Below are 18,748 nucleotides of genomic sequence, written 5' to 3' on the forward strand. Positions count from 1 at the left end.
AGCAGGAGCGCAACTTCCTGGTGATCGAGCCGGCCAAGGACGAGTACGTCCAACTGGCGCTGGCCTACAACCAGGCCGGGACGTATACGCGCAAGATCGCCGTGTACGTCCCCGGCCGAAGCGAGTGGGGCGGCTGCCCGGTGGAGTCGTTGCAACTCAACCCCTTCGACATCATCCGCCTGCCCGGCGCGATCACCCAGGTGATGCCGCATCTCGACCGCCTGAAATCGATCTTCAACGCCAGCTTCCCGATGTACGAGATTTTGCCGGTCATCCTCGAGGAGGCGCTGGTCGACCTGTACGACAGCCAGGGCTGGCTGGCGGACGAGCTGCCGCCGGCCGAGGTGCTGTGCCCGACGCTCGACCAGCTCAACAACCGCATCACCGGCCTGGTGCGCGCCAAGGGCTACGAACAGCGCATCACCGACAACATCACCGCCGCGATGCGCACGCGGATCGGGAGCCTGATGCGCGGCTGGAAGGGGACGCTGTTCAACAACGCCACCTCCACCCCCTGGCCGGATCTGTTCGACCGCCCGGTGGTGATCAACCTGCAGCAGATGGGCGACGACGCCGACAAATGCTTCACCATGGCGCTGCTGATGAACTTCATGTACGAATACCGCCAAGCCCAGCACGAGAGCGAGGGCTCGCCCGAATCCCGCGACCTGCGCCATCTGGCGATCATCGAAGAAGCCCACCGCATCCTGCGCGCCGCGCACTACACCGCCGACAACGCCAACCCGCAGGCCAAGATGGGCGAGATGTTCGCCGACATCCTGGCCGAGATTCGCGCCTACGGCCAGGGCTTGGCGATCATCGACCAGGTGCCCTCCAAGCTGGTGCCGGACGCGCTTAAGAACACCAACCTCAAGATCGTCCACCGCCTGGTGGCATCGGACGACTGCCAGGCGATGGCCGGCGCGATGGCGCTCAGCGAGGAGCAGGCCCGGGTGATCGCCCGGCTGAAGGTGGGCCAGGCGATCGTCTGCGGCGTCCAGGACGACATGGCTTCCTGGGTGAAGATCTTTTACACGCCGATACCAAAATTCACGCCCGCCCAGAAAGCGAAAAAGAAACGCTGATCCGGATTTGACTATATAATGGGATCGCTGAAACAGGCGGGCGAGGCCGGGGCAGCGGTCTTGGCGTATCCCTGATCTGTCCGGTTAGGATAGGCGAGACCACCTGTTGACAGATGAATAAGCCTTTTGTACCCGCTCAGGCTGTTCCTAGTCGTCGAGAAATCCTGCCCTCCTCCATCCTCGCCTCTATCCCCCGTCCCTCCCCTCGCTACGCTCGAGGACAGGCTTTCCCCCTCTCCTGGCATAAACCCGGAGAGGGGGAAGGGGAGAAGGGGTTGGGGGTGAGGAAGGAATAAGGTCAGGAAGCTGAGCAATTACAGCCTTATAATTGATGATCGAATGGTCTCGATATGCCTTTTCGGGGCTATCCCGGACCGCCCGGTGGGGCTGTCCGAGGCGGACTCGACCACCGGTCCTGACTTTTTCGACGATCTCATAATGGCCCTCAGGAGACGACCCATGCCGACCAAGAAACACTCCCCCAAAGGGACGAAAACGAAGCAGACCGTCACCCGAAAAACCGCGCCGGCGAAATCGAAATCTTCCCGAAAACAGGCGGCGCCCGTAAAACCGAAGGATTCCCCCCAAAAAACCGCGGCGCCGAAGCGCAAGACCGCGCACCAAGCGGCCGTCCCGGCGCCGGCGATACGCGTCGAGGCGCTCAAGAAGACCATCGCCTATTATTACCTGCTTTCTTACTGCCCGCCGGCGGAGGTCGCCGGGTTTGCCGGGGTCACGGCGCCATTGCGGAAAGCTTTGGCAGATACGGCCGGGATGAGCGAGGCGGCGTACTTTAGAGCCGTTCTCCCCGAAGTCTGCCGACGGATCGTCTCGTACCACGAAGCGACCCGCGAACCGAGTCCGCAATGGGTGAACGCGCTCGTCAACAGCGCCGCCGCCGCGGAGAAAAGCCCCAAGAACCTCTCCCGTTTCCAGGAGGAAATGACGAAAGTGGCCCGCCTGCCGGGGCGGGCCCTGCCCGAAAACCGTCTGCACCGCAAGAAGGGCTGTCAGTATTGCCACCTGCCCTGCGCCTACGGGTATTTCACGCTGATCTCCGAGCCGGTGTTCGGCGGTTTGCAGGAGCTGCTGCAAGCCGAAATGCAGAAACCCGCCAGCGAACGGTCCCCGCTCCGGCCGGTATGGGGTTTTACCGCCGCCCATCTGGCGAAAACCCTGCCATCCCAACAGGGATATATCCATCGGGAGCATCTGGGCAACTTGGCTTATTGTCTGCTGATGCTATCGATGGCCAAATCGCGCCTAGCCTTTCCGGACGCCCAATTGCAATCATTTCAGACGGCCAACCAGGAGTTTATCCAAGGCGGGTGATCCGCCCTTCCGGTCGCAACCAAGGGCTTTACAAACGCCCGTCCGCGTTATATAATCACTTCACAACCAAATAAACCTGAGTATACAATCCCAAAAGCTCCCCACTCCGCTCAGGACCTTTCAAAAGGCGCAGTCCGCCTGTAATCGGTCCAAAGCGTGTTCAAGGAGCTTTTTATTTTTCACAATCCGAAAGGAGGCGTCCAGTAAAAAAAGGCTTGCCTGATTTTAAGCAAAATTCTTTGTGAGGCCTTCCCCCATAGCATTCCCACTCTCCTCACGCCAAACCGGTTTTTTCCCGGTTTCATCTTCTACCCTGTATGCAAAAAGGAGAGATAAAATGAACGAGAATCGAAATCCCATCGAATCACAGCCGGAATCCGGGGAAGTCCGCAGCGCCGAACAGCAAGCCCTGGACGACGCCACCTTCGAATCCGACACCCACATCGAACAGACCGGGGATTTTCAACAGGCCGAGGCCATTCAGAACACTTCAACGGCGCTGGCCAAACCCTCCGTTGCGGTGGAGCAAGCCGAGGCCGCGCCGATTCCGCTGACGCGACCCGAGGATGATGGCGGAATGGGCGGACCAACGGAAGTGCGCGGAGACCCTACGCCAAGCTCAGGGCAGGCTCTGGATCAGGCGACAGCCGGCGGCGATGCTCCCGGCGGCGACGACGCCACTCCGATCGACCTGCCGGACTTGCGGCGCGTTGCGGCGGCGGAGGAACAGCGGTCCGAGCAAATCCGCCCCGCCGAACAACCGCAGGATCGCCTCGAGTACGATAAACCCGAAGCGCAAATCGACGCCGAGGAGCGGGCGCAATCTCCCGGCGGCCGGTTCGAGAGGCCGGGCAATACTGCCGCAAATGGGATCAACGACATCCTCAGCGGCGGCGGGCATTCCGGATTGCAGGGTGACCCATTCGAAACCGGCGGCCCGCTGAAGAAAGGAAGCGGCGGAACCAAGGGCGGCCTTTTCGATGAGGGAGGTCCGCAAGGATTGGAGAACCCGGGCGATACGGTCGAAAAAATCCAGGGTCTTATGGGGAATCCGATGGAGAGCAAGGATCCCGGCAAGATGGGCGGCGGTCCGGGATCGATCCATCCGAAGTTCGATCACGCTCAAGCCGGCGGCGAGCCGTATTACAGCGGATACCACAGTTATAACTTTACATTCGATGAAGGAGCCAAGAAATTTTCCGGGGATCAGAAAGCCCGGGAAGCCGGCCGCCGGAACAGCGAGGCGGAATTGGACCTTGTCGGGCCGATCCATATCAGCGGCAAGGCCACCGACAAGAAAGGCAAAGACCCGTGCAATTCAAAGGAACAAGCCGACCAGCTTCTGTGTGCCGGCAGCAAACCCAAACAGGTGGACGATCCGGAACAGCCACCGGATCCGAAAAAGCCGAAAGGCAGCGCCCAGAAACAGATGGGACATCCGGATGAAGGTCAGGGCGGCGGGCAGACCAAACCGGGAAAGGCGGAAGACATCAATCAAGCCAAAGCGGGCGGAATCCTGGTGAAGGATCCGGCGTATGGTCAGGGCGGCCAGGGAGACGGTCAGGTGCTCTTCACCAAGCACCCCGGCCAGGTGACCGATTACGGCTATGAGGGCGGCAAGGCGCCGCTCAGCGGGGGCGTCCGCACATACCGTGATCAGGTGATCGACCCGGCGGAGCCGACTGTCGGTCTCAATCGGCATGCGGATAAAAGCGCCAATCTTTCCGAAGAGGAAGGAACAAGCGGCGGCACGATCGACCAAAAACCCGCTGACGGAAAAGATGCGTAATCGCTTGCCACCGCCTTCCGCTTGCGGAACGACGAGGATGCCGGAAACGGGATCGAACGGCATCCTTGTCCCTCTGCGTTATCCGGAAATGGTACGCTCCGCCAATCGCGGCGGGAAAGCCCGCCGGGTGAAAGACCGCGGCCGGGGGAAACCCGCGGCGTGTACAACAAACCCACATTATCGGGGACGCAGCGTACTTTGTTGGCGGCGACGGATTCAGGACATCGTACCCGCGCATGGCAGAGACGGCACCGGAAGATGGGACCAAAGACGGCGGCGCGATGGGAGTGGTCGACCGGCCGAATCAGGGGGGCGCCTGAAGGCAAAAATCGGGCCAGACAGATTGCCCCTTTCCCGGCAAGAGATGGTTTCCCCAACCGGATCGACGCGATCCGGCCGGCCGGTCCGGCATCCGGCTTGCCGGGAAGCCCGGCGATGAATAAGGAGAAAACATGATGGCAGACCCGCGACAATCCTCCATGGAACTCGGCAGAGAGACCGGCGAACGCCGCGCGGCGGAAGTCCAAACCTTGGACGACGCCACCTTCGAACCCCGCACATTTATTGAGCAATCCGGCGACATGCAGCAAGCCGAAGCGGTTCAGACCGCGCTGGTGGCGATGATCGATGCCGCTTCGGCGCGCGATGTCGGCGCCACGCCCCTGCCCATCCCACGGCCCGAGGACAGGAGTGTAATGGGAAGCCTGCCGGTTATCCGCGGCGATATAGACCAGGCAACCCTCGGCGCAGATGACGTCCGGCACGACGCCACCCCGATCCCCCTGCCGGGAAAAGCGGATCCCCTCGGCGCCACGCCGATCACCCTGCCGCAAATGAGGATTCAGCCGGAAGAGGAAGAAGGCCATCCGCCCGAGCCGCCCGACCTCGATCACAATCCTTATCCCGAAGAGATGCTCAAGGCATCGGAAGACGCCAGCCTGCAAGGGCGGATGCCCAAGATCCGCGACGATCTGGACCAGACATCCGCCGCAAGCGGTAAGGAGGAAGCCACCCCGATCAACCTTCCCGGGCCGCAGGCCGCATCCGTAGCCGCCGGGTTGAACGGCGGTTCCGTGGCGAGCAAGGCGGCGGCCGAGGATAAATGGGAGGCACCCAACGCCGACCGCCTGGACGGGAAGATGGCGGCCGGTTTTCCCGCCGGATCCGGCGCGCCGGTGGAATTCGAGAAGCCGATCCTGCACAAGGAATTGAAAGACCTGGATGCCGGCCTCGGGAAACTGGAGGATATCGACGGCCTGACCCCCGGCCCAGGAAAGCTCAGCGGCGCAACGGGCGAAAAGAAACCCAAGGAAGGGTTCATGGACGGCATGCCGGGGTTGCAGGGTTTCGAGGGCGGCCCCGCGGAGTTGAAAAACGATGCGGGCATGCGCACCGGTCCGGCACCCGGGATCCCGGGCTGGCAGAGTCCCTTCCCGCCCGGAAAAGGCCCCAATCAGTGGGCGGATACCAGCGCGGGCGGCGCGCAAAAACCCAAAACGCCCAGCTCGGGCAAGACCAGCGGTCAGAGCAAGCCGGCGGGCCAATCAGGCAAATCAGGCCAATCCCAATCGGGTGGAAAAGTAACCATGGTGACGGCGGTCGTCGGTCCGGATGGAAAAGTAACCTACAGCGACAAGATGACGTCGGAGTATGGCTGTGAGAAAACCAAAGCGGGCGCCATGAAAGCCGGCCCCGGTCTCGGACACGAAGGTTCGATCGATGTCAACTGCGGCGGCGGAAATCATTTCTTCGTGACGTGGAACGAAAACGGCGTGACGGGATACACGTACTATGAACCTTCCAGCAAGAACTCGGATGAGGAAATGCGACACGGCAAGGATCCCAGCCGGCCGCTCAGCGAGCAGATGGACTACGACCGGATGAACCCGAAGTTCGACTCGGGCCAGATCTCGAACTATCCCGAAGAGCACGCCGCCGGCGCGCAGGGCGGCGGCATGCTGAGCGAAGAGCACGAGAAAGCGATCAAACGGACCTTGGAGCACAAGGCCAAGCTGGCTCACTCCGCGCCCAAGTCCGGCGCCGAGCTGGTCACCGACCCGCCCTCGCCCGATCCCGGGAAGAAATCGGAGGCGGCCGGGAAAGAGGGGTGAACCGATCGCTCTGTTTCCAGAAGAAGGAGATTGCCCCGGCCCGCCCGCCGGGGGTTCCGGGACGGGCTTCGCTCCCTCCGGCCGCCCCCGCTCCGCGAGGACATGCTCGCAAAGATATTGGAAAAGGTCGTTTTCAGCACCTTAGTACACAAAGAAATCCTTTCCGGAGAGTGGACGACGGATAATCCACGACAACCCCCACTCGAAGCCCGCGAAGGCGGCGAAACGCCCGAAGGCGCCGGTCGGCAAACGCTGGACGACGCCACGTTCGAGCCGTTGGCACAAATCGAACAAACCGGCGACTTCCAGCAGGCCGAAGCGGTCCAAACGGCGCCGACCGCGCTGGTCGACTCGACCGCATCGGCCCGGGACACCGGAGTCACCCCCCAGCCCATCCCGCGTCCGGAGGACAGCATCGTGAAGGGAAGCCTGCCGGCCATCCGCGGCGACATCGACCGGATAACCGCGGATGCGGACGACGGCCGCCTCGACGCCACTCCGATCCCCCTGCCCGGCAAAGAGGGACCGGCCGGCGCCACGCCGATTACCCTGCCGCAGATGAGGGTTCAACCGGAGGAGGAAGAAGAAGGCCATCCGCCCGAACCGCCCAACCTCGATCACAACCCCCATCCGGATGCGATGATGAAGGCACCGGAATCCGGCAGCCTCCGCGACCGGATGCCGAAGATCCGCGGCGACCTGGATCAAGCAACCGCAGGCGGCGGAGGGAAGCATGAAGCCACCCCGATCAACCTTCCCGGGCCCGAAAACGCGGCCGCAGACGAGATCCGCACCATCCCGGTTTTCCTCCCCGGAGAAAAATCCGGGCCGGCGCTGATTCCCGAGAACGACATGATGCCGCATGCCGGTTCCGGCGGAGAAACCGATATCCTTCCGGAATCGCTTCCCTGTCGGGCGTGGAAAGAGCGAAGACCGGACCGGCTCTGAAACCGGAGAACGACATTGTGCCGGATGCCCGTTACCGCGGAGAAGCCGACAGCCTGCCTTTGCCGATCCCGTTGCCGAAGGATGCTCCCTCCGGCCAGGCAGTCGATCCATCCGACAACGAACAGCTCAAACGGCGGAAACAGAAAGACGCCGGCGACGTTGATTCCGCCGCCGGGAAATGACCGGCGGGCGGAACGGGAAAATCCGGCTTCGACCGCAGGCACCGGCCGGAGGAGTTCGCTATGCCTTTTTCGTATTTTGTTTTTCCCGCGGAGGTTCATTCCAACAGCCGAGATTTCGAAATCCGGCGGGCGGTGCATAACGCGCGCCCGATGCGCGGCGTGTTCGCCAGGCGCCCGGTGGCGCAGGCGGAGTGCGCCCTGTTCATAGGTACGTATCCCGGGCGCCGGATCCGGATGGAAGAATGGCGCCGGAAGGTGAAAGCCTACGCCGACCGGCACGCCGTATCCCTCGAGGCGGCGAAATGGACGCTCAACCGCATGACCTTCAGCCTCGAGCGCATGGAGCCGGGGTTCCTGCTCGATCCATCGGACGAAAACGGCGAGTTGCTGCCGGAATTTACGAACCACCTCGCCGGGTTGGTCAACGAGCCTCCCCCGGGCTGCGCCGCCAACGCCGTCTTCGCCTACAACCGCGTACGCGCACGGTTCGAGGTGTGGCTGCAGAACGCGGTGCGGGCGGGCGAGGAAATCTATGCCTATTACGGTTCCCGTTACCGTCGTGATTACCCGGTCGGTGAGGTTGCGGAGGATTCACCGTTCCATGTCATCCCGGCGGACAGCAAACTGATCCCGTATCCCGGGCGCGCGCTGGTCCCGGCGGAAAGGGTATGATGGAGCAGGAACCATGGCGTCTTCGCCATGGCATCTTCGATCGCAGGAAAAGGAGTGTGCCGCATGATGGAAAAAATGGAATTCGACCCCGGCCGCGACGAAGGAGTCGGCGATCCGGAGGACCGGGAGGCGATGCGCCGGTTGGACGACGTTACGGAAGAACCGGCCGCGGCGGTCGAACGGGCCGGCGACTTCCGGGAGGCGGAGGCGATCCAGGGCGAGTTCGTGTCCGCCGTCATCGGCGGCGGAAAAGTCCCGGGCGCGACGCCGCTCCCCATCCCGCGTCCCGCGGACGCCGCCGAACCCGGGAAACCGCCGGAGGATGCCGTTGAGGTGCAGGTAGACGGCAAGCGCGGACGGCCTTCCCCGACCTTCACCCTGGACGGCCAAGGCGCCGTCCCATCTCCCGGCATCGCCGGAGAGGCCGCGTTGGCAGCGCCCCGGGAAACGCAATCCGGCGGCGCACCCGGCCAAGCCGGATCGTCCGCGCCGGGAATGGAAGCCAAGAACGCCGTGGATGAAGAGGATCTGCGGCAAATGGCGCAGGCACAGAAGGATAAAAAATCCCCGGCGACTCAATCGAATATCCAGCAGGGCAAGCATCCCAGTGGAAAAGAGGCGATAAAGAACATCCGATAACCTGCGGCGGAGGATGGGGAAATCGCCGCCGAGACGGCAGGCCGCCGGACCGGATATGGCGCCCGGTAATCCGGCGTCCGGGGGGGGGAAGGCTTGACGGACCGCAACCCCACCATTAACATCTGAAGGAACGGGAGCGTGACGCATGAGCGGAAAAATGGAACTCGATACCGGCCGGTCCGAAGGCGCCGGCGAATCGAAGGAACTGGAAACACAACGCCGATTGGACGACGCCACGTTCGAACCGGAAGCGGCGGTCGAAGGGACCGGCGAATACCGGGAGGCGGAGGCGATCCAGGGCGCGCTCGCAACCATCATTGAGGGATCCGCGGAGAACCGGGGCGCGACGCCGCTCCCCATCCCGCGGCCGGAGGATGCCTCCGGCGCGCAATTGGACGGCAAAGGAGAGCGCCCGATACCCGCCTTCACACTCGATGGAAAAGGCGCCGATCGGTCATCCGATAAGGCCGGCGAGGTTCCACTGCCTGCGCCCGAGGAGTTGGAACGGGGCCCGGCTCCCGGCGAAGGCGAACCGTCCGCGCTGGAACGCGGCGCGGAAGACAACGGTGCGAAGATCCAATTCCGGATACAGGAAGCGGTGAACCCTCACAACAACTCCGTAATTACCGGTTCGGATGTAAAGAAGAAAAGCGAAGGCACGGAAGAGGATATTATCAAGAATTTAAAGGGGTAATGGAAACGGTCATGACGAAAAAGAAGGAGATTGCTTCGCCAAGCTTGTCCAACACCCTCTCGACACGCCCGTCACAATCCCTGCAGGGCTTCCTCTCCCCGGGTGCGGACATCTTGGAACTCGGGGATTCCTTCGGTCCACTCGATGCACCGGGTGTAACTCTCCCGGGCGGCGTCCATCCGGCTCAACTCCCGCTCGGCATCGCCGATGTCGCACCAGATCCCGGCGTTGGGCGGATGCTCGTCGCCGGGAACGCGGCCGGCGGCGGCCTCCATCAGAGTGATAAATCCGGCCAAGTCGCCGCGCTCCCTCAGTTCCTGAGCCTGAGCGATGCACGACTCCACCGATACGCAAGTCAGTGAAGAGATCCCGCCGGAAAGGATCCACCATCCGGCGGCAAGGACGATCGCGGCCGCAACGACGGCGGCGGCGATCCGCCCCCGGCGCGTGTTCAGGATCCCCCGCATCGAAGCCATCAGCGTTTCCGCGGCCGGCTTGACCCCGCCGGCCGGCGCCGGCGGTTTGGCTTCGGCCGTTTTGATCTTCCCGAGCTTCGGCGGCCGTTCCGCTTCCTCGGCCGGGACGGCTTCCGCCGCCCCTTCCCGACGGGCGGGGTCGGGGATCCCCTGTATGTTGAGTTCCGGCGGCGTCTCCATCACCTCGGTGGGCATCTGCGTCCGGCTCGGAACGGGTTCTACTTCCATCGCCATCGTCGATTGGGCGGAAACGGGCGCAGGCTGCTTCTGCCCCCCTCCGTCGACCGTTTTGAGGACGCCCTCGGGCAGGGCTTTCTCCAACGCGCGGGCGAACTCCCCGGCGCTCTTGAACCGTTCTCCGGGTTTCTTCGCCAGCGCTTTCAGCACCGCATCCTCCGCCGCGGCGGGCAGGTCCTTCCGGACGGCGCGCAAGCCGGGCGGAGGCTCATGGATGTGTTTGTGGATCACCGCCAACGGGGTGGTTTCCGCGCTGAAGGGCACCCTGCCGGTCAACAGCTCGAATGCGATCACGCCCAGCGAATACAGGTCGCTCGCCGCCGTCAGTTCCTCGCCGGTCCCTTGCTCCGGAGACATGTAGGTCGGCGTACCGATCATCACGCCGGTGGCGGTGAATTGCGCCCCGCTGAGGATGCGGGCGATGCCGAAATCCGTCAGGAACGCGCCGCCGGAGGAATCCAGCAGGATGTTGGAAGGTTTGACGTCGCGGTGGAGGATTCCGCGCCCGTGCGCGTAATCCAGCGCCTCGGCCACCTGGCGGAGGATCGAGAGCGCTTCCCGGACGGAAAGGCCCCTGCCTTCCTTGGCCAGCGCCGCGACCCGGTCCTGCAATGTCCCGGCGTCGATGAATTCCATCACCATGTAGTTGGCGTCTTCCGTCGCTTCGTAATCGAAGATCTGGACAATGCGGGGATGGCGCATCGCGGCCACCGCCTTGGCTTCGCGCTCGAAGCGGGCCAGAAACCCCTCCCCCTCAGCCAGGTGCGGATGCAGGATCTTCACCGTGACCTCGCGGCCGAGGGTGGGATGGCGGGCCTTGTAAACTTCCGCCATGCCGCCGCGGCCGAGGAGTTCCAGCAGTTTATATTTCCCGACGGTGGTTCCGACGCGATTGGGCATATCGACCTCGAGGGGAGGATTGTAGGTTGGCGAACGCCAAGTATTGTACATGAAAAAGACCGAGCCGGTTTGGAGACCGACCCGGTCTTTTCGCTTTGCCGGCAAGGGCCTAGAGAAAAAACACCAGGATCACCTTCAGCACGACGTCCGCCGCAAAGTGCGAAGCGATCGCGCTTTCCAGCCCGTAGCGCCAGTACAGCCAGCCGAACAGCAGTCCGATCATCCCGTTCATCGCCAGCGTGGACAGGACGGTCGCCGCATCCACCGGCACGCCGATTAGCATCAGGTTGGGAATGTGGAGCGCGCCGAAGACCAGCGTGCTGAGGACGTTGGCCGCCCACAGCACCGCCGCCGCCGGGCGGCCGCTCTTTTTTCCAAACAGCGCCCCGCCCAGCCAGGCCAGTCCGTTGAGCAGGAACAGCCGCAGCAGGACCTCCTCGTTGAAACCCGCGCCGGCCGAGGCCAGAAGTCCTTCCCACCACGACCAGCGGATGTCCGGGAGCGTGACCCCCGCCGCGGCGATGCTTTGTTCCATCACCGGACCGAAGATAAATTGGCTCAACACCAACAACAAACCGCCCGCGGCCGCGCCGGTTGCGAGGCCGATCAGCAGGGCGCGCCCGAAGCGGCCGGGGCCGGGCAGCCGGTACAGCAGCGCGCGTATGTAGGGAGCATCCAGTCCGGTCCATTTGGCGAAGAGCAGCCCCAGCGCCGTCAGCGGGACGTTAATCAGCAGAGCCTGGCCCAGCGTGAAGGCGGCCATCACCGCCAGGACGATGGTTTGCATCGCCTCCGGGGCGAGGGTTGATCCCTCCGGAACCGGGGCGGTCAGTTCCGATCCGCCGATCGCGATCGAGTAGGGCAGGACCGCCAGCGCGGCCGGGATGGCCAGCAGGCCGAACAGGATCAGAGTCCGCCATTGGTATTTCGGTTGCGTCGGTTCACTAGCAGATTCCATCTTTCCTCCAGTTACTTGCGAGTGTTTTTCTCTTCGTGGTTGTGGAAATCCGGCCCGGCACCCGCCTCCCCGATCCGGTCGAGCTCATTCTCCCCCGGCGGATTTTCCGGTTTATCCTCCTCCGTCCCGCGGGACGGAGGAAGCCGGAGGCGGGGGACGGACGATTAATCTTTTTCCGCTCCCGGATCGGTATCCTCCGGCTGCCAATCTTGCGCCCGCTTATGCAGCGTCTCCAGGTTCCGCCAGTGCCGGTCGATCGCCTCGCGCCCCTTGCCGGTCAGCCGCACGACCGTCCGCGGTTTCTTGCCGACGAACTGCTTCTCCACCCGCACCATTCCCCCTTCCTCCAGTTTCGTCAGATGGCCCGAAAGGTTGCCCGGCGTCAGCCCGGTCACCCGTTGCAGGAAGAGGAAATCGGCGTAGGCGGCTTTTTGCAGGATGGTGAGGATCGACAGCCGGGCCGGGTCGTGTATCAGCCGGTCCAGGTCGGCCAGCGCCTTATACGGTTGTTCCATCGGCCGCCTCCGGGAGCGATCGGTGAATCCGGAATAGGTTGACATGATCGAGCCATCCGAGGAAGACCAACGTCAACCCGAAGGTCAGGAAGCAAACGGCGCGGGTCCAGGTGCCGTCCGCTCCGGACAGCAAGGGCAGGAACGAGACGGCCGCCAGCGTCAGGGCGACCGCCGGGTAGTACCAGCGCTTGGGTTTATCCAGCAAACCCTGCAGCGCATACGACAATCCGACGGCCGCTCCCAGCCAGGGAAACACCGGCTCCAGCCAGCAGTGCAGGATCACGACGGCGGCGAACAGGATTACGAAGAACGCCACCACAACCCAGTATTTTCTGGGCACCCCAAAGTACGGAGCCCACGCCCCGAATTTGCCGGAGTAGGACGAATACAGCGCGTATCCGGCGGCGCCCGCGACAATCATCATGACGAACATGACCAGGGCCTGCCCCAGATGCAGGATCAGGCTGTAGTTCGGGTCGGCGAACAGCGCAACCCGCCGCTCCAGCACATCGATAAGACCGCCGCTTCCCAACCCAAGCCACAACAGCCCAAGCGGGAGGGACAGGACTCCGATTTGGTACATGTACAACTTCTGGACCCTTTCTTTAATGACCTCCACAGCGCCCAATTCGTTTAGCTTGCCCACGAGAAATGCTCCTTATTTTAGATTACTTTATGTTATAAAGTGCTTCTCATTATAAATATTGATTCCGATATGTCAAGAGGCAATTTTGAGAAATCGATAAAAGTGGTCCATTCCATGCCAAACAGCGTCCAGAAGATTTTCTACAGGGCGTTCAAAAAGACTGCAGAAAAATCCAAAGCGGTGCTGATTTCGGCTGAAGAGACTGGGGGGCAGGATTCTTGGGTATGATCTTTCGACGTTTAGTAGAATAACCGGAGAACTGTTTCCCGACAAAAACAATCCAATTTTTGGAGAAAACCTTTGGGAAAAACGACCAACTCCGTCGTCTACCTCATCCGCCACGGCGAAACCGAGTGGAACGTCACCGGCCGCTGGCAGGGCCACTTCGACGTGCCGCTCAGCGCGGCGGGGCGCGCGCAAGCTGCGCGCCTGGCGCGCCGCCTAACCGAGGAAGGCGTCCGGTTCGACGCCCTGTATTCGAGCGACTTGAAGCGCGCCTGGGAGACGGCCGCCGCGATCGGCGGCGCGCTCGGGCTGGCGCCCGCCGCCGCGCCCGCCCTGCGCGAGATCGACCTCGGCCGCTGGTCCGGAAAAACGCGCGCCGAGATCGCCGAGGCCTACCCCGACGAGTGGCGCCAGCTGGAGAGCAACGTGGATTTCCCCCGCGGCGGCGGCGAAACCTTCGCCGGCTTTCTGCGGCGGGTGTTGGGTTGGATGGAATCGGCCGCCGAAAAACATCCCGGCGCAACCGTCTGCGCGGTCACCCACGGCGGCTGCATCCGCGCCGTCCTCCTGCATGCGCTCGGATTGACCTGGGCGGACCGCGGCCGCGTCCCGGCGATCGAAAACGCCTCCGTCACCGTCGTCGAGCGCGCATCCGCCGCCTGGCGGATCATCCTGGTAAACGACGCTTCGAGCGTCCGCGAAGCGGCGCGCAAAGGATTGCGGGAGGGGGATCCGGAGGGGTAAGCCTTCACATCGCAATCGCCATTCGTGCGGACCGGGGCCAAGCGGCCGCGCCGCCTTCCGCGCCGATTATGGATCTTGGCGTCTTTGCCAATTCCCCGATTATCGAATATAGTACCGAAAACCGCACTCCAGGAGAAACCCATGCCGCGATCCAACCGGATCCGCCGCCTGTCCTTCCTCCCCGCCGCTCTGATCGGTTTGTGGCTGATCACCCTGGCCTGCTCGGGCATGTCCTTCGCGCCTCCCACGGCCACCCCCACCGTCGCCCCCACCGTCGCTCCCAGCGCGACCGAATCCCCGACCGCCACGCCGACCTCCACCGACACTCCGACCCCGACCGACGTGGCGACTCCCACCCCCAGCCCCGAACCCACCCTCTCCTACCAAGAGTGGCCGGTGGTCTTCTCCGATACGTTTGACGCCGATACTGGATTGTGGAAGACGGGCAAAAGCGACAACGAGTATCTCACGGGGGATATTGCGATCGTCGGCGGAAGATACCTGGTCAAGATATCCTCCAAGCAGGCCTTCCTCTGGCGGATCCTCGCGCCCGCCAAGAACCTTTCCGATTTTTACGTTTCCGCCGATGTGAAGAGGAACAGGTCCCCGGAAGACAGCCATTACGGCCTGGTGTTCCGGTCCAACGACAAGCAGTATTATTATTACGCGATCAACGCCGCATCGAAACAATATGCGATGTATGTATACGACAAACAATGGACCACAATTCAGAATTGGACATCCTCCTCCCTGATCGATCCGGCAGGCGTTATCCAGCTGGCCGCCTTGATCCAGGGACCCAAGTTCACGCTGTTCCTCAACGGGCAGGAAGTGAATTCGTTCACCGACGACACGGTACAAAACGGCGGGGTCGGAATCGCCGTGGATATGGAGGGCGCCGATCAGTATTTGGAAATCGAATTCGACAATTACTTCGTGCGGGCCCCGAAATAGCCGATCGCGGATCCGGCGGCGGAAGGAAAACGGTGCGCCCACTGCGCAGGCAAACCCGGGCATCGCAATGCTTCTTCCGGCGAGGGCGCCTCACGGCTGTCCGGGCCGCGTCGGTGCTGGTGATTTCTTCGCTTTCCTGCTCGGCTATCCCCTTCCTGGCGCCAACCCCGACGCCCACCGCCACCAGCACCCCGACCTCCACGCCGACCCCCACCGACACCGCAACCCCCACGGAAACCCCGACACCCACCCGAAGGCCGACCCGGACCTTCACCCCGACCACGCCTTATGCGGAATGGCCGGTGGTCTATTCCGATTCGTTTGACGACGAAGACGGCGGATGGTATACGGGGGAAAAGAACGACGAGTACATGCAGGGAAGCCTGACCATCGCCGGGGGAAAATACCTCATTCGCCTGACCGCAAAAAAGCCGTTCTTCTGGTGGCTTACACCGGGGCTGCAGACCGAAAAGGATGTACTGATTTCCGCAGAGGCGAATTTAATTTCCGGCTCCCCCCATGTTAATTTCGGACTGGTCTTGCGGGATGCGCAGACGAACCATTATCACTTCGCCATCACCCCCGATATTCAGAAATACCAGTTTTCCATCTATGACGAAGATCAATGGACGGTACTGATTGGCTGGACTTATTCCTCCAGGATCCAGAAAACCGGCGCCAACCGCCTGGAGGTCCTCGCCCAAGGCTCCCGGTTCGTGTTCTTTATCAACGGCGTGGAGGTGGACGAGGCCGAGGACGACACGCTTTCGCGCGGCTTGGCAGGCTTGGGATTTTCCATGTACGCCGCCGGCGACCGGATGGAATTGGAATTCGATAATTTCGAACTCAGGGCTCCTCGGGATTGATGCATCGGCCGCTTCCGGCCATCGTGCGTCTTGGCAAGGACCCGGCAAATGTTGATCGCGTCGTTGCATCCCAGGAGACTGCCGATGACACAGGCCGACCGGATCCGCCGCTTCCCGATCCTCCCGGTGCTGCTGACGGGGTTGTGCCTGCTCCCGCCGGCCTGCTCGGCCCTCCCCTTTCCGGCGCCGACCCCGACGCCGACCGCGACCCGCACCCCGACCGTCACGCCGCCCCCCAGCCCGACCGCCACACCCGCCGCCACGCTCGCCCCCTCCCAGACCGCCGCGGCGACCGTCTCTTGCACGGAGTGGCCGGTGAGCATCAACGAGACCTTCGACCTCTACGATGGCATTTGGCACACCGGACATACCGACGACGAGTATTGCACGGCGGATATCTCCATCGTCGGCGGAAAATACCTACTGAAGATAAGTTCCAAACGCGGCCTGCATTGGCGGTTCACCGCCCACTCCACAAGCATTCCGATCCCGGACTACTACGTGTCCGTGGACGTGAAGGTGAACCGGGCGCCGCCGGGCGCCGACTACGGATTGGTGATCCGCGCCTGGCAGAATTCTTATTATTACTTTGCGATCAACGCTTCGGCTCGGTATTACGCGGTTCTCGCCTTCCGCGGCGGCAAATGGTTCAGGATGATCGGCTGGAAACACGACGGTTCGATCGCTCCGGACCGCGCCAACAACCTGGCGATTGCGGCATACATCACAAGCTTTGCGGTGTTTCTGACCGGCAAGCAGGTCGATTCGTTCGAGGAAGACACCATTTATTCCGGAAGAGTCGGGGTCGGCGTCACCATCCCCTCGGGCGGCCAATACCTGGAAATCGAGTTCGATAATTTCGTCGTCCGAGAACCTTAGCGCAGCTCGCGCTTTACGGCGCGCTTTCCATGCCCTTCGGGGCGTCTCCCAGGCCGAACCGCGCGCCAAGGATAAGCTCCGTGGACGCTTTGCATTGCCGGCCACAATGATATATAAATACCCTGGCTTCGCACACGACACGTAAAAGGAGACCGCCCATGGCGCAGGTCGACCGGATTCGCCGCCTTTCCTTCCTCCCCGTTCCGCTGATCGGATTGTGGTTGCTCTCGCTGGCCTGCTCGGCCGTCCCCTTTCTGGCGCCCACCCCGACTCCCACCGCCACCAGCACCCCGACCGTCACGCTGACCGCCACCCCGACCGCCACGCCCACCGACACGCCCACCGCCACGCTCACGCCCACCAAAACCGCCAAGCCGACCGTCTCCTACACGGAGTGGCCGGTCGTGTTCTCCGACACCTTCGACGACGATCAAGGCGGGTGGCCGACGGGATCCGACGAGGATGAATATGCCGAATCGACCCTTTCCATCACCGGCGGGAAATACGTCGTTCAATGCACGACAAAAAAACCGTTCTTTTCGAGGTTATTGTCGAATTACGGCAATGTTGAGGATTTTCTCCTCTCTTTGGAGGTGGAGATGATCGCGGGGCCGCAAGAAGCGGAATACGGTTTGGTCTTCCGAAGCAGTTCATCGGGCTTTTACAGCCTTACCATAAACGCTGTCTCCAAAAAGTACCGTGCGGACCTCCTTGACAACGGGGATTGGCAGGCGATCGTCGGATGGACCCGGTCCAATTTGATTGAACCGGAAGGCGTCAATCGGCTTGCAGTCCTGGCTCAGGGGCCGTACTTTACAATTTTCATCAACGGAGAAGAAGTTTTTTCGTTCGAGGACGACGCGATCAAGAGGGGCAAATCCGGCATCGGTTTCGGAATTCCGGGAGTCGGGGACAAAATCCACTTGGAATTCGACAATTTCGATCTGAGAGCTCCCAGGTAAATCCGGAGACTCCCTTCCATCTCCCCCAAGCCCGGGGAAAAGAAAGGACCGCACCATGCAAAAGAAATCCCGCCTGGTCCGGTTGTGGATTGGCGCGCTGATCTTTGCCGCGCTGTCGGCGCCGCTGACCTCCTGCGGCGCCGGCTCGCTCCTGCCCAAGGAGCCTTCCCCCACCTGGACCACCCTGAAAACCCCCACCCCGACCGAAACCCCGTCGCCGACGCCGACCGTTCCGCCCACCGAATGGCCGCTGGCCTACTACGATTCCTTCGACGAGGCGTCCGACGACTGGCAGACCGGGGAGATGAACAACGAATACGCCCGCGGCACGCTGGCGATCCTCGGCGGGAAGTATTACATCAAACTCACCGCCAAGAAGCCGCTGATCTGGTATTGCATCCCGCCGATGAAGGACTATGCCGACGCCTACGTCTCCGTGAAGGCCGATCAGCGGGGCGGGACCAAAACCGCCGAATACGGGTTGGTCGTCCGCGAGAATCCGAGCAGCCGCTATTTCTTCAGCATCAGTTCCCTGCAGGGCGGATACGGGTTTATTAAAAATCCGAGCGGCGAACCGACGGTCCTGACCCTGTGGACCTACTCCTCACGGATCCTCGTCGGCGAACCGAACCAAATGGCGGTCAAGGCGGAGGGCGGCCAATTCACGCTTTACCTTAACGGGGATCAGGTGGACGACGCCCGCGACAGCGAAGCCGCGGAGGGCAAAGCCGGGGTCGGGATCATCCTCTACAAAGCCGGGGATTCGATCGAAGTCATCTTCGACAACTTCGAGGTCCGATCGCCCGAAGCGGCCTAGGATGTCCCCGATTAACCCGCTCGGGGATGATCGTCATGCCCGAGTGATCGTATCGGGCATCCAGGAACCGCTGGAGTGACTTCCGGAACGCATGCCCCGGGTCCCCGATTAACCCGC

The 18,748-nt window shown here is 62.4% G+C and carries 19 protein-coding genes; 15 read left to right on the top strand and 4 right to left on the bottom strand.

Features of this window, described 5'->3' with window-relative positions; translation table 11 throughout:
- The 9 genes from JW929_04045 to JW929_04085 form a co-directional block, all read left to right on the top strand.
- On the top strand, positions 1-1,085 hold a 1,085-nt coding region (locus tag JW929_04045), incomplete at its 5' end, for an ATP-binding protein (GenBank protein ID MBN1438560.1).
- Between the two features lie 459 nt (positions 1,086-1,544).
- A complete protein-coding gene (locus JW929_04050; GenBank protein MBN1438561.1) occupies positions 1,545-2,417 on the top strand; it encodes a hypothetical protein in 873 nt (290 codons plus the stop codon).
- Between the two features lie 337 nt (positions 2,418-2,754).
- Positions 2,755-4,206 (top strand): hypothetical protein, encoded by a 1,452-nt coding sequence (locus tag JW929_04055; GenBank protein ID MBN1438562.1) that lies wholly within the window; start codon positions 2,755-2,757, stop codon positions 4,204-4,206.
- A 455-nt stretch (positions 4,207-4,661) separates the two neighbouring features.
- Positions 4,662-6,317, top strand: coding sequence for a hypothetical protein (locus tag JW929_04060; protein MBN1438563.1), 1,656 nt, complete (start codon positions 4,662-4,664; stop codon positions 6,315-6,317).
- A 102-nt stretch (positions 6,318-6,419) separates the two neighbouring features.
- Positions 6,420-7,265: a hypothetical protein gene (locus JW929_04065; GenBank protein ID MBN1438564.1), complete on the top strand. Its 846-nt coding sequence runs from the start codon at positions 6,420-6,422 to the stop codon at positions 7,263-7,265.
- Positions 7,266-7,282: 17 nt separating this feature from the next.
- Positions 7,283-7,447 (top strand): hypothetical protein, encoded by a 165-nt coding sequence (locus JW929_04070; GenBank protein MBN1438565.1) that lies wholly within the window; start codon positions 7,283-7,285, stop codon positions 7,445-7,447.
- Between the two features lie 60 nt (positions 7,448-7,507).
- Positions 7,508-8,119: an SET domain-containing protein gene (locus JW929_04075; GenBank protein ID MBN1438566.1), complete on the top strand. Its 612-nt coding sequence runs from the start codon at positions 7,508-7,510 to the stop codon at positions 8,117-8,119.
- A gap of 63 nt (positions 8,120-8,182) precedes the next feature.
- Positions 8,183-8,758, top strand: coding sequence for a hypothetical protein (locus tag JW929_04080; protein ID MBN1438567.1), 576 nt, complete (start codon positions 8,183-8,185; stop codon positions 8,756-8,758).
- 145 nt (positions 8,759-8,903) lie between these two features.
- Positions 8,904-9,452: a hypothetical protein gene (locus JW929_04085; protein ID MBN1438568.1), complete on the top strand. Its 549-nt coding sequence runs from the start codon at positions 8,904-8,906 to the stop codon at positions 9,450-9,452.
- Positions 9,453-9,523: 71 nt separating this feature from the next.
- On the opposite strand, the gene JW929_04090 is transcribed toward JW929_04085, so the two are convergent.
- From JW929_04090 to JW929_04105, 4 genes are all read right to left on the bottom strand, one after another.
- The gene (locus JW929_04090; GenBank protein ID MBN1438569.1) at positions 9,524-11,065 is read right to left on the bottom strand and encodes a serine/threonine protein kinase; all 1,542 of its coding nucleotides are present in this window, start codon (positions 11,063-11,065) and stop codon (positions 9,524-9,526) included.
- A 109-nt stretch (positions 11,066-11,174) separates the two neighbouring features.
- The gene (locus JW929_04095; protein ID MBN1438570.1) at positions 11,175-12,023 is read right to left on the bottom strand and encodes a CPBP family intramembrane metalloprotease; all 849 of its coding nucleotides are present in this window, start codon (positions 12,021-12,023) and stop codon (positions 11,175-11,177) included.
- Between the two features lie 164 nt (positions 12,024-12,187).
- On the bottom strand, positions 12,188-12,538 hold the full coding sequence (locus JW929_04100; GenBank protein MBN1438571.1) for a transcriptional regulator: 351 nt from the start codon (positions 12,536-12,538) through the stop codon (positions 12,188-12,190).
- Complete coding sequence (locus tag JW929_04105; protein MBN1438572.1) at positions 12,522-13,184, bottom strand: hypothetical protein; 663 nt, start codon at positions 13,182-13,184, stop codon at positions 12,522-12,524. Before JW929_04105 ends, JW929_04100 begins: the two co-directional genes overlap by 17 nt.
- Positions 13,185-13,484: 300 nt before the next feature.
- Between JW929_04105 and JW929_04110 the strand changes: the two genes are divergently transcribed.
- The 6 genes from JW929_04110 to JW929_04135 all read left to right on the top strand — a co-directional run bounded on the left by JW929_04110 (position 13,485) and on the right by JW929_04135 (position 18,631).
- Positions 13,485-14,153: a histidine phosphatase family protein gene (locus tag JW929_04110; GenBank protein MBN1438573.1), complete on the top strand. Its 669-nt coding sequence runs from the start codon at positions 13,485-13,487 to the stop codon at positions 14,151-14,153.
- A gap of 141 nt (positions 14,154-14,294) precedes the next feature.
- On the top strand, positions 14,295-15,107 hold the full coding sequence (locus JW929_04115) for a hypothetical protein (protein ID MBN1438574.1): 813 nt from the start codon (positions 14,295-14,297) through the stop codon (positions 15,105-15,107).
- A 32-nt stretch (positions 15,108-15,139) separates the two neighbouring features.
- A complete protein-coding gene (locus tag JW929_04120; GenBank protein MBN1438575.1) occupies positions 15,140-15,973 on the top strand; it encodes a hypothetical protein in 834 nt (277 codons plus the stop codon).
- Positions 15,974-16,057: 84 nt separating this feature from the next.
- On the top strand, positions 16,058-16,852 hold the full coding sequence (locus JW929_04125) for a hypothetical protein (GenBank protein MBN1438576.1): 795 nt from the start codon (positions 16,058-16,060) through the stop codon (positions 16,850-16,852).
- Positions 16,853-17,010: 158 nt separating this feature from the next.
- Complete coding sequence (locus JW929_04130) at positions 17,011-17,814, top strand: hypothetical protein (protein ID MBN1438577.1); 804 nt, start codon at positions 17,011-17,013, stop codon at positions 17,812-17,814.
- 55 nt (positions 17,815-17,869) lie between these two features.
- The gene (locus tag JW929_04135) at positions 17,870-18,631 is read left to right on the top strand and encodes a hypothetical protein (protein MBN1438578.1); all 762 of its coding nucleotides are present in this window, start codon (positions 17,870-17,872) and stop codon (positions 18,629-18,631) included.
- Positions 18,632-18,748: the final 117 nt, after the last annotated feature.

It is taken from the genome of Anaerolineales bacterium (genome assembly GCA_016928575.1).
GTDB lineage: Bacteria > Chloroflexota > Anaerolineae > Anaerolineales > RBG-16-64-43 > JAFGKK01.

What these genes read in the sequence shown, in the direction of transcription:
- JW929_04050 (MBN1438561.1), top strand. Translation starts at nt 1,545, where the DNA reads ATGCCGACCAAGAAACACTCCCCCAAAGGGACGAAAACGAAGCAGACC.
- JW929_04055 (MBN1438562.1), top strand. Translation starts at nt 2,755, where the DNA reads ATGAACGAGAATCGAAATCCCATCGAATCACAGCCGGAATCCGGGGAA.
- JW929_04085 (MBN1438568.1), top strand. Translation starts at nt 8,904, where the DNA reads ATGAGCGGAAAAATGGAACTCGATACCGGCCGGTCCGAAGGCGCCGGC.
- JW929_04135 (MBN1438578.1), top strand. Translation starts at nt 17,870, where the DNA reads ATGCAAAAGAAATCCCGCCTGGTCCGGTTGTGGATTGGCGCGCTGATC.
- JW929_04115 (MBN1438574.1), top strand. Translation starts at nt 14,295, where the DNA reads ATGCCGCGATCCAACCGGATCCGCCGCCTGTCCTTCCTCCCCGCCGCT.
- JW929_04065 (MBN1438564.1), top strand. Translation starts at nt 6,420, where the DNA reads ATGCTCGCAAAGATATTGGAAAAGGTCGTTTTCAGCACCTTAGTACAC.
- JW929_04075 (MBN1438566.1), top strand. Translation starts at nt 7,508, where the DNA reads ATGCCTTTTTCGTATTTTGTTTTTCCCGCGGAGGTTCATTCCAACAGC.
- JW929_04095 (MBN1438570.1), bottom strand. Translation starts at nt 12,023, where the DNA reads ATGGAATCTGCTAGTGAACCGACGCAACCGAAATACCAATGGCGGACT.
- JW929_04130 (MBN1438577.1), top strand. Translation starts at nt 17,011, where the DNA reads ATGGCGCAGGTCGACCGGATTCGCCGCCTTTCCTTCCTCCCCGTTCCG.
- JW929_04060 (MBN1438563.1), top strand. Translation starts at nt 4,662, where the DNA reads ATGGCAGACCCGCGACAATCCTCCATGGAACTCGGCAGAGAGACCGGC.
- JW929_04080 (MBN1438567.1), top strand. Translation starts at nt 8,183, where the DNA reads ATGATGGAAAAAATGGAATTCGACCCCGGCCGCGACGAAGGAGTCGGC.
- JW929_04090 (MBN1438569.1), bottom strand. Translation starts at nt 11,065, where the DNA reads ATGCCCAATCGCGTCGGAACCACCGTCGGGAAATATAAACTGCTGGAA.
- JW929_04100 (MBN1438571.1), bottom strand. Translation starts at nt 12,538, where the DNA reads ATGGAACAACCGTATAAGGCGCTGGCCGACCTGGACCGGCTGATACAC.
- JW929_04125 (MBN1438576.1), top strand. Translation starts at nt 16,058, where the DNA reads ATGACACAGGCCGACCGGATCCGCCGCTTCCCGATCCTCCCGGTGCTG.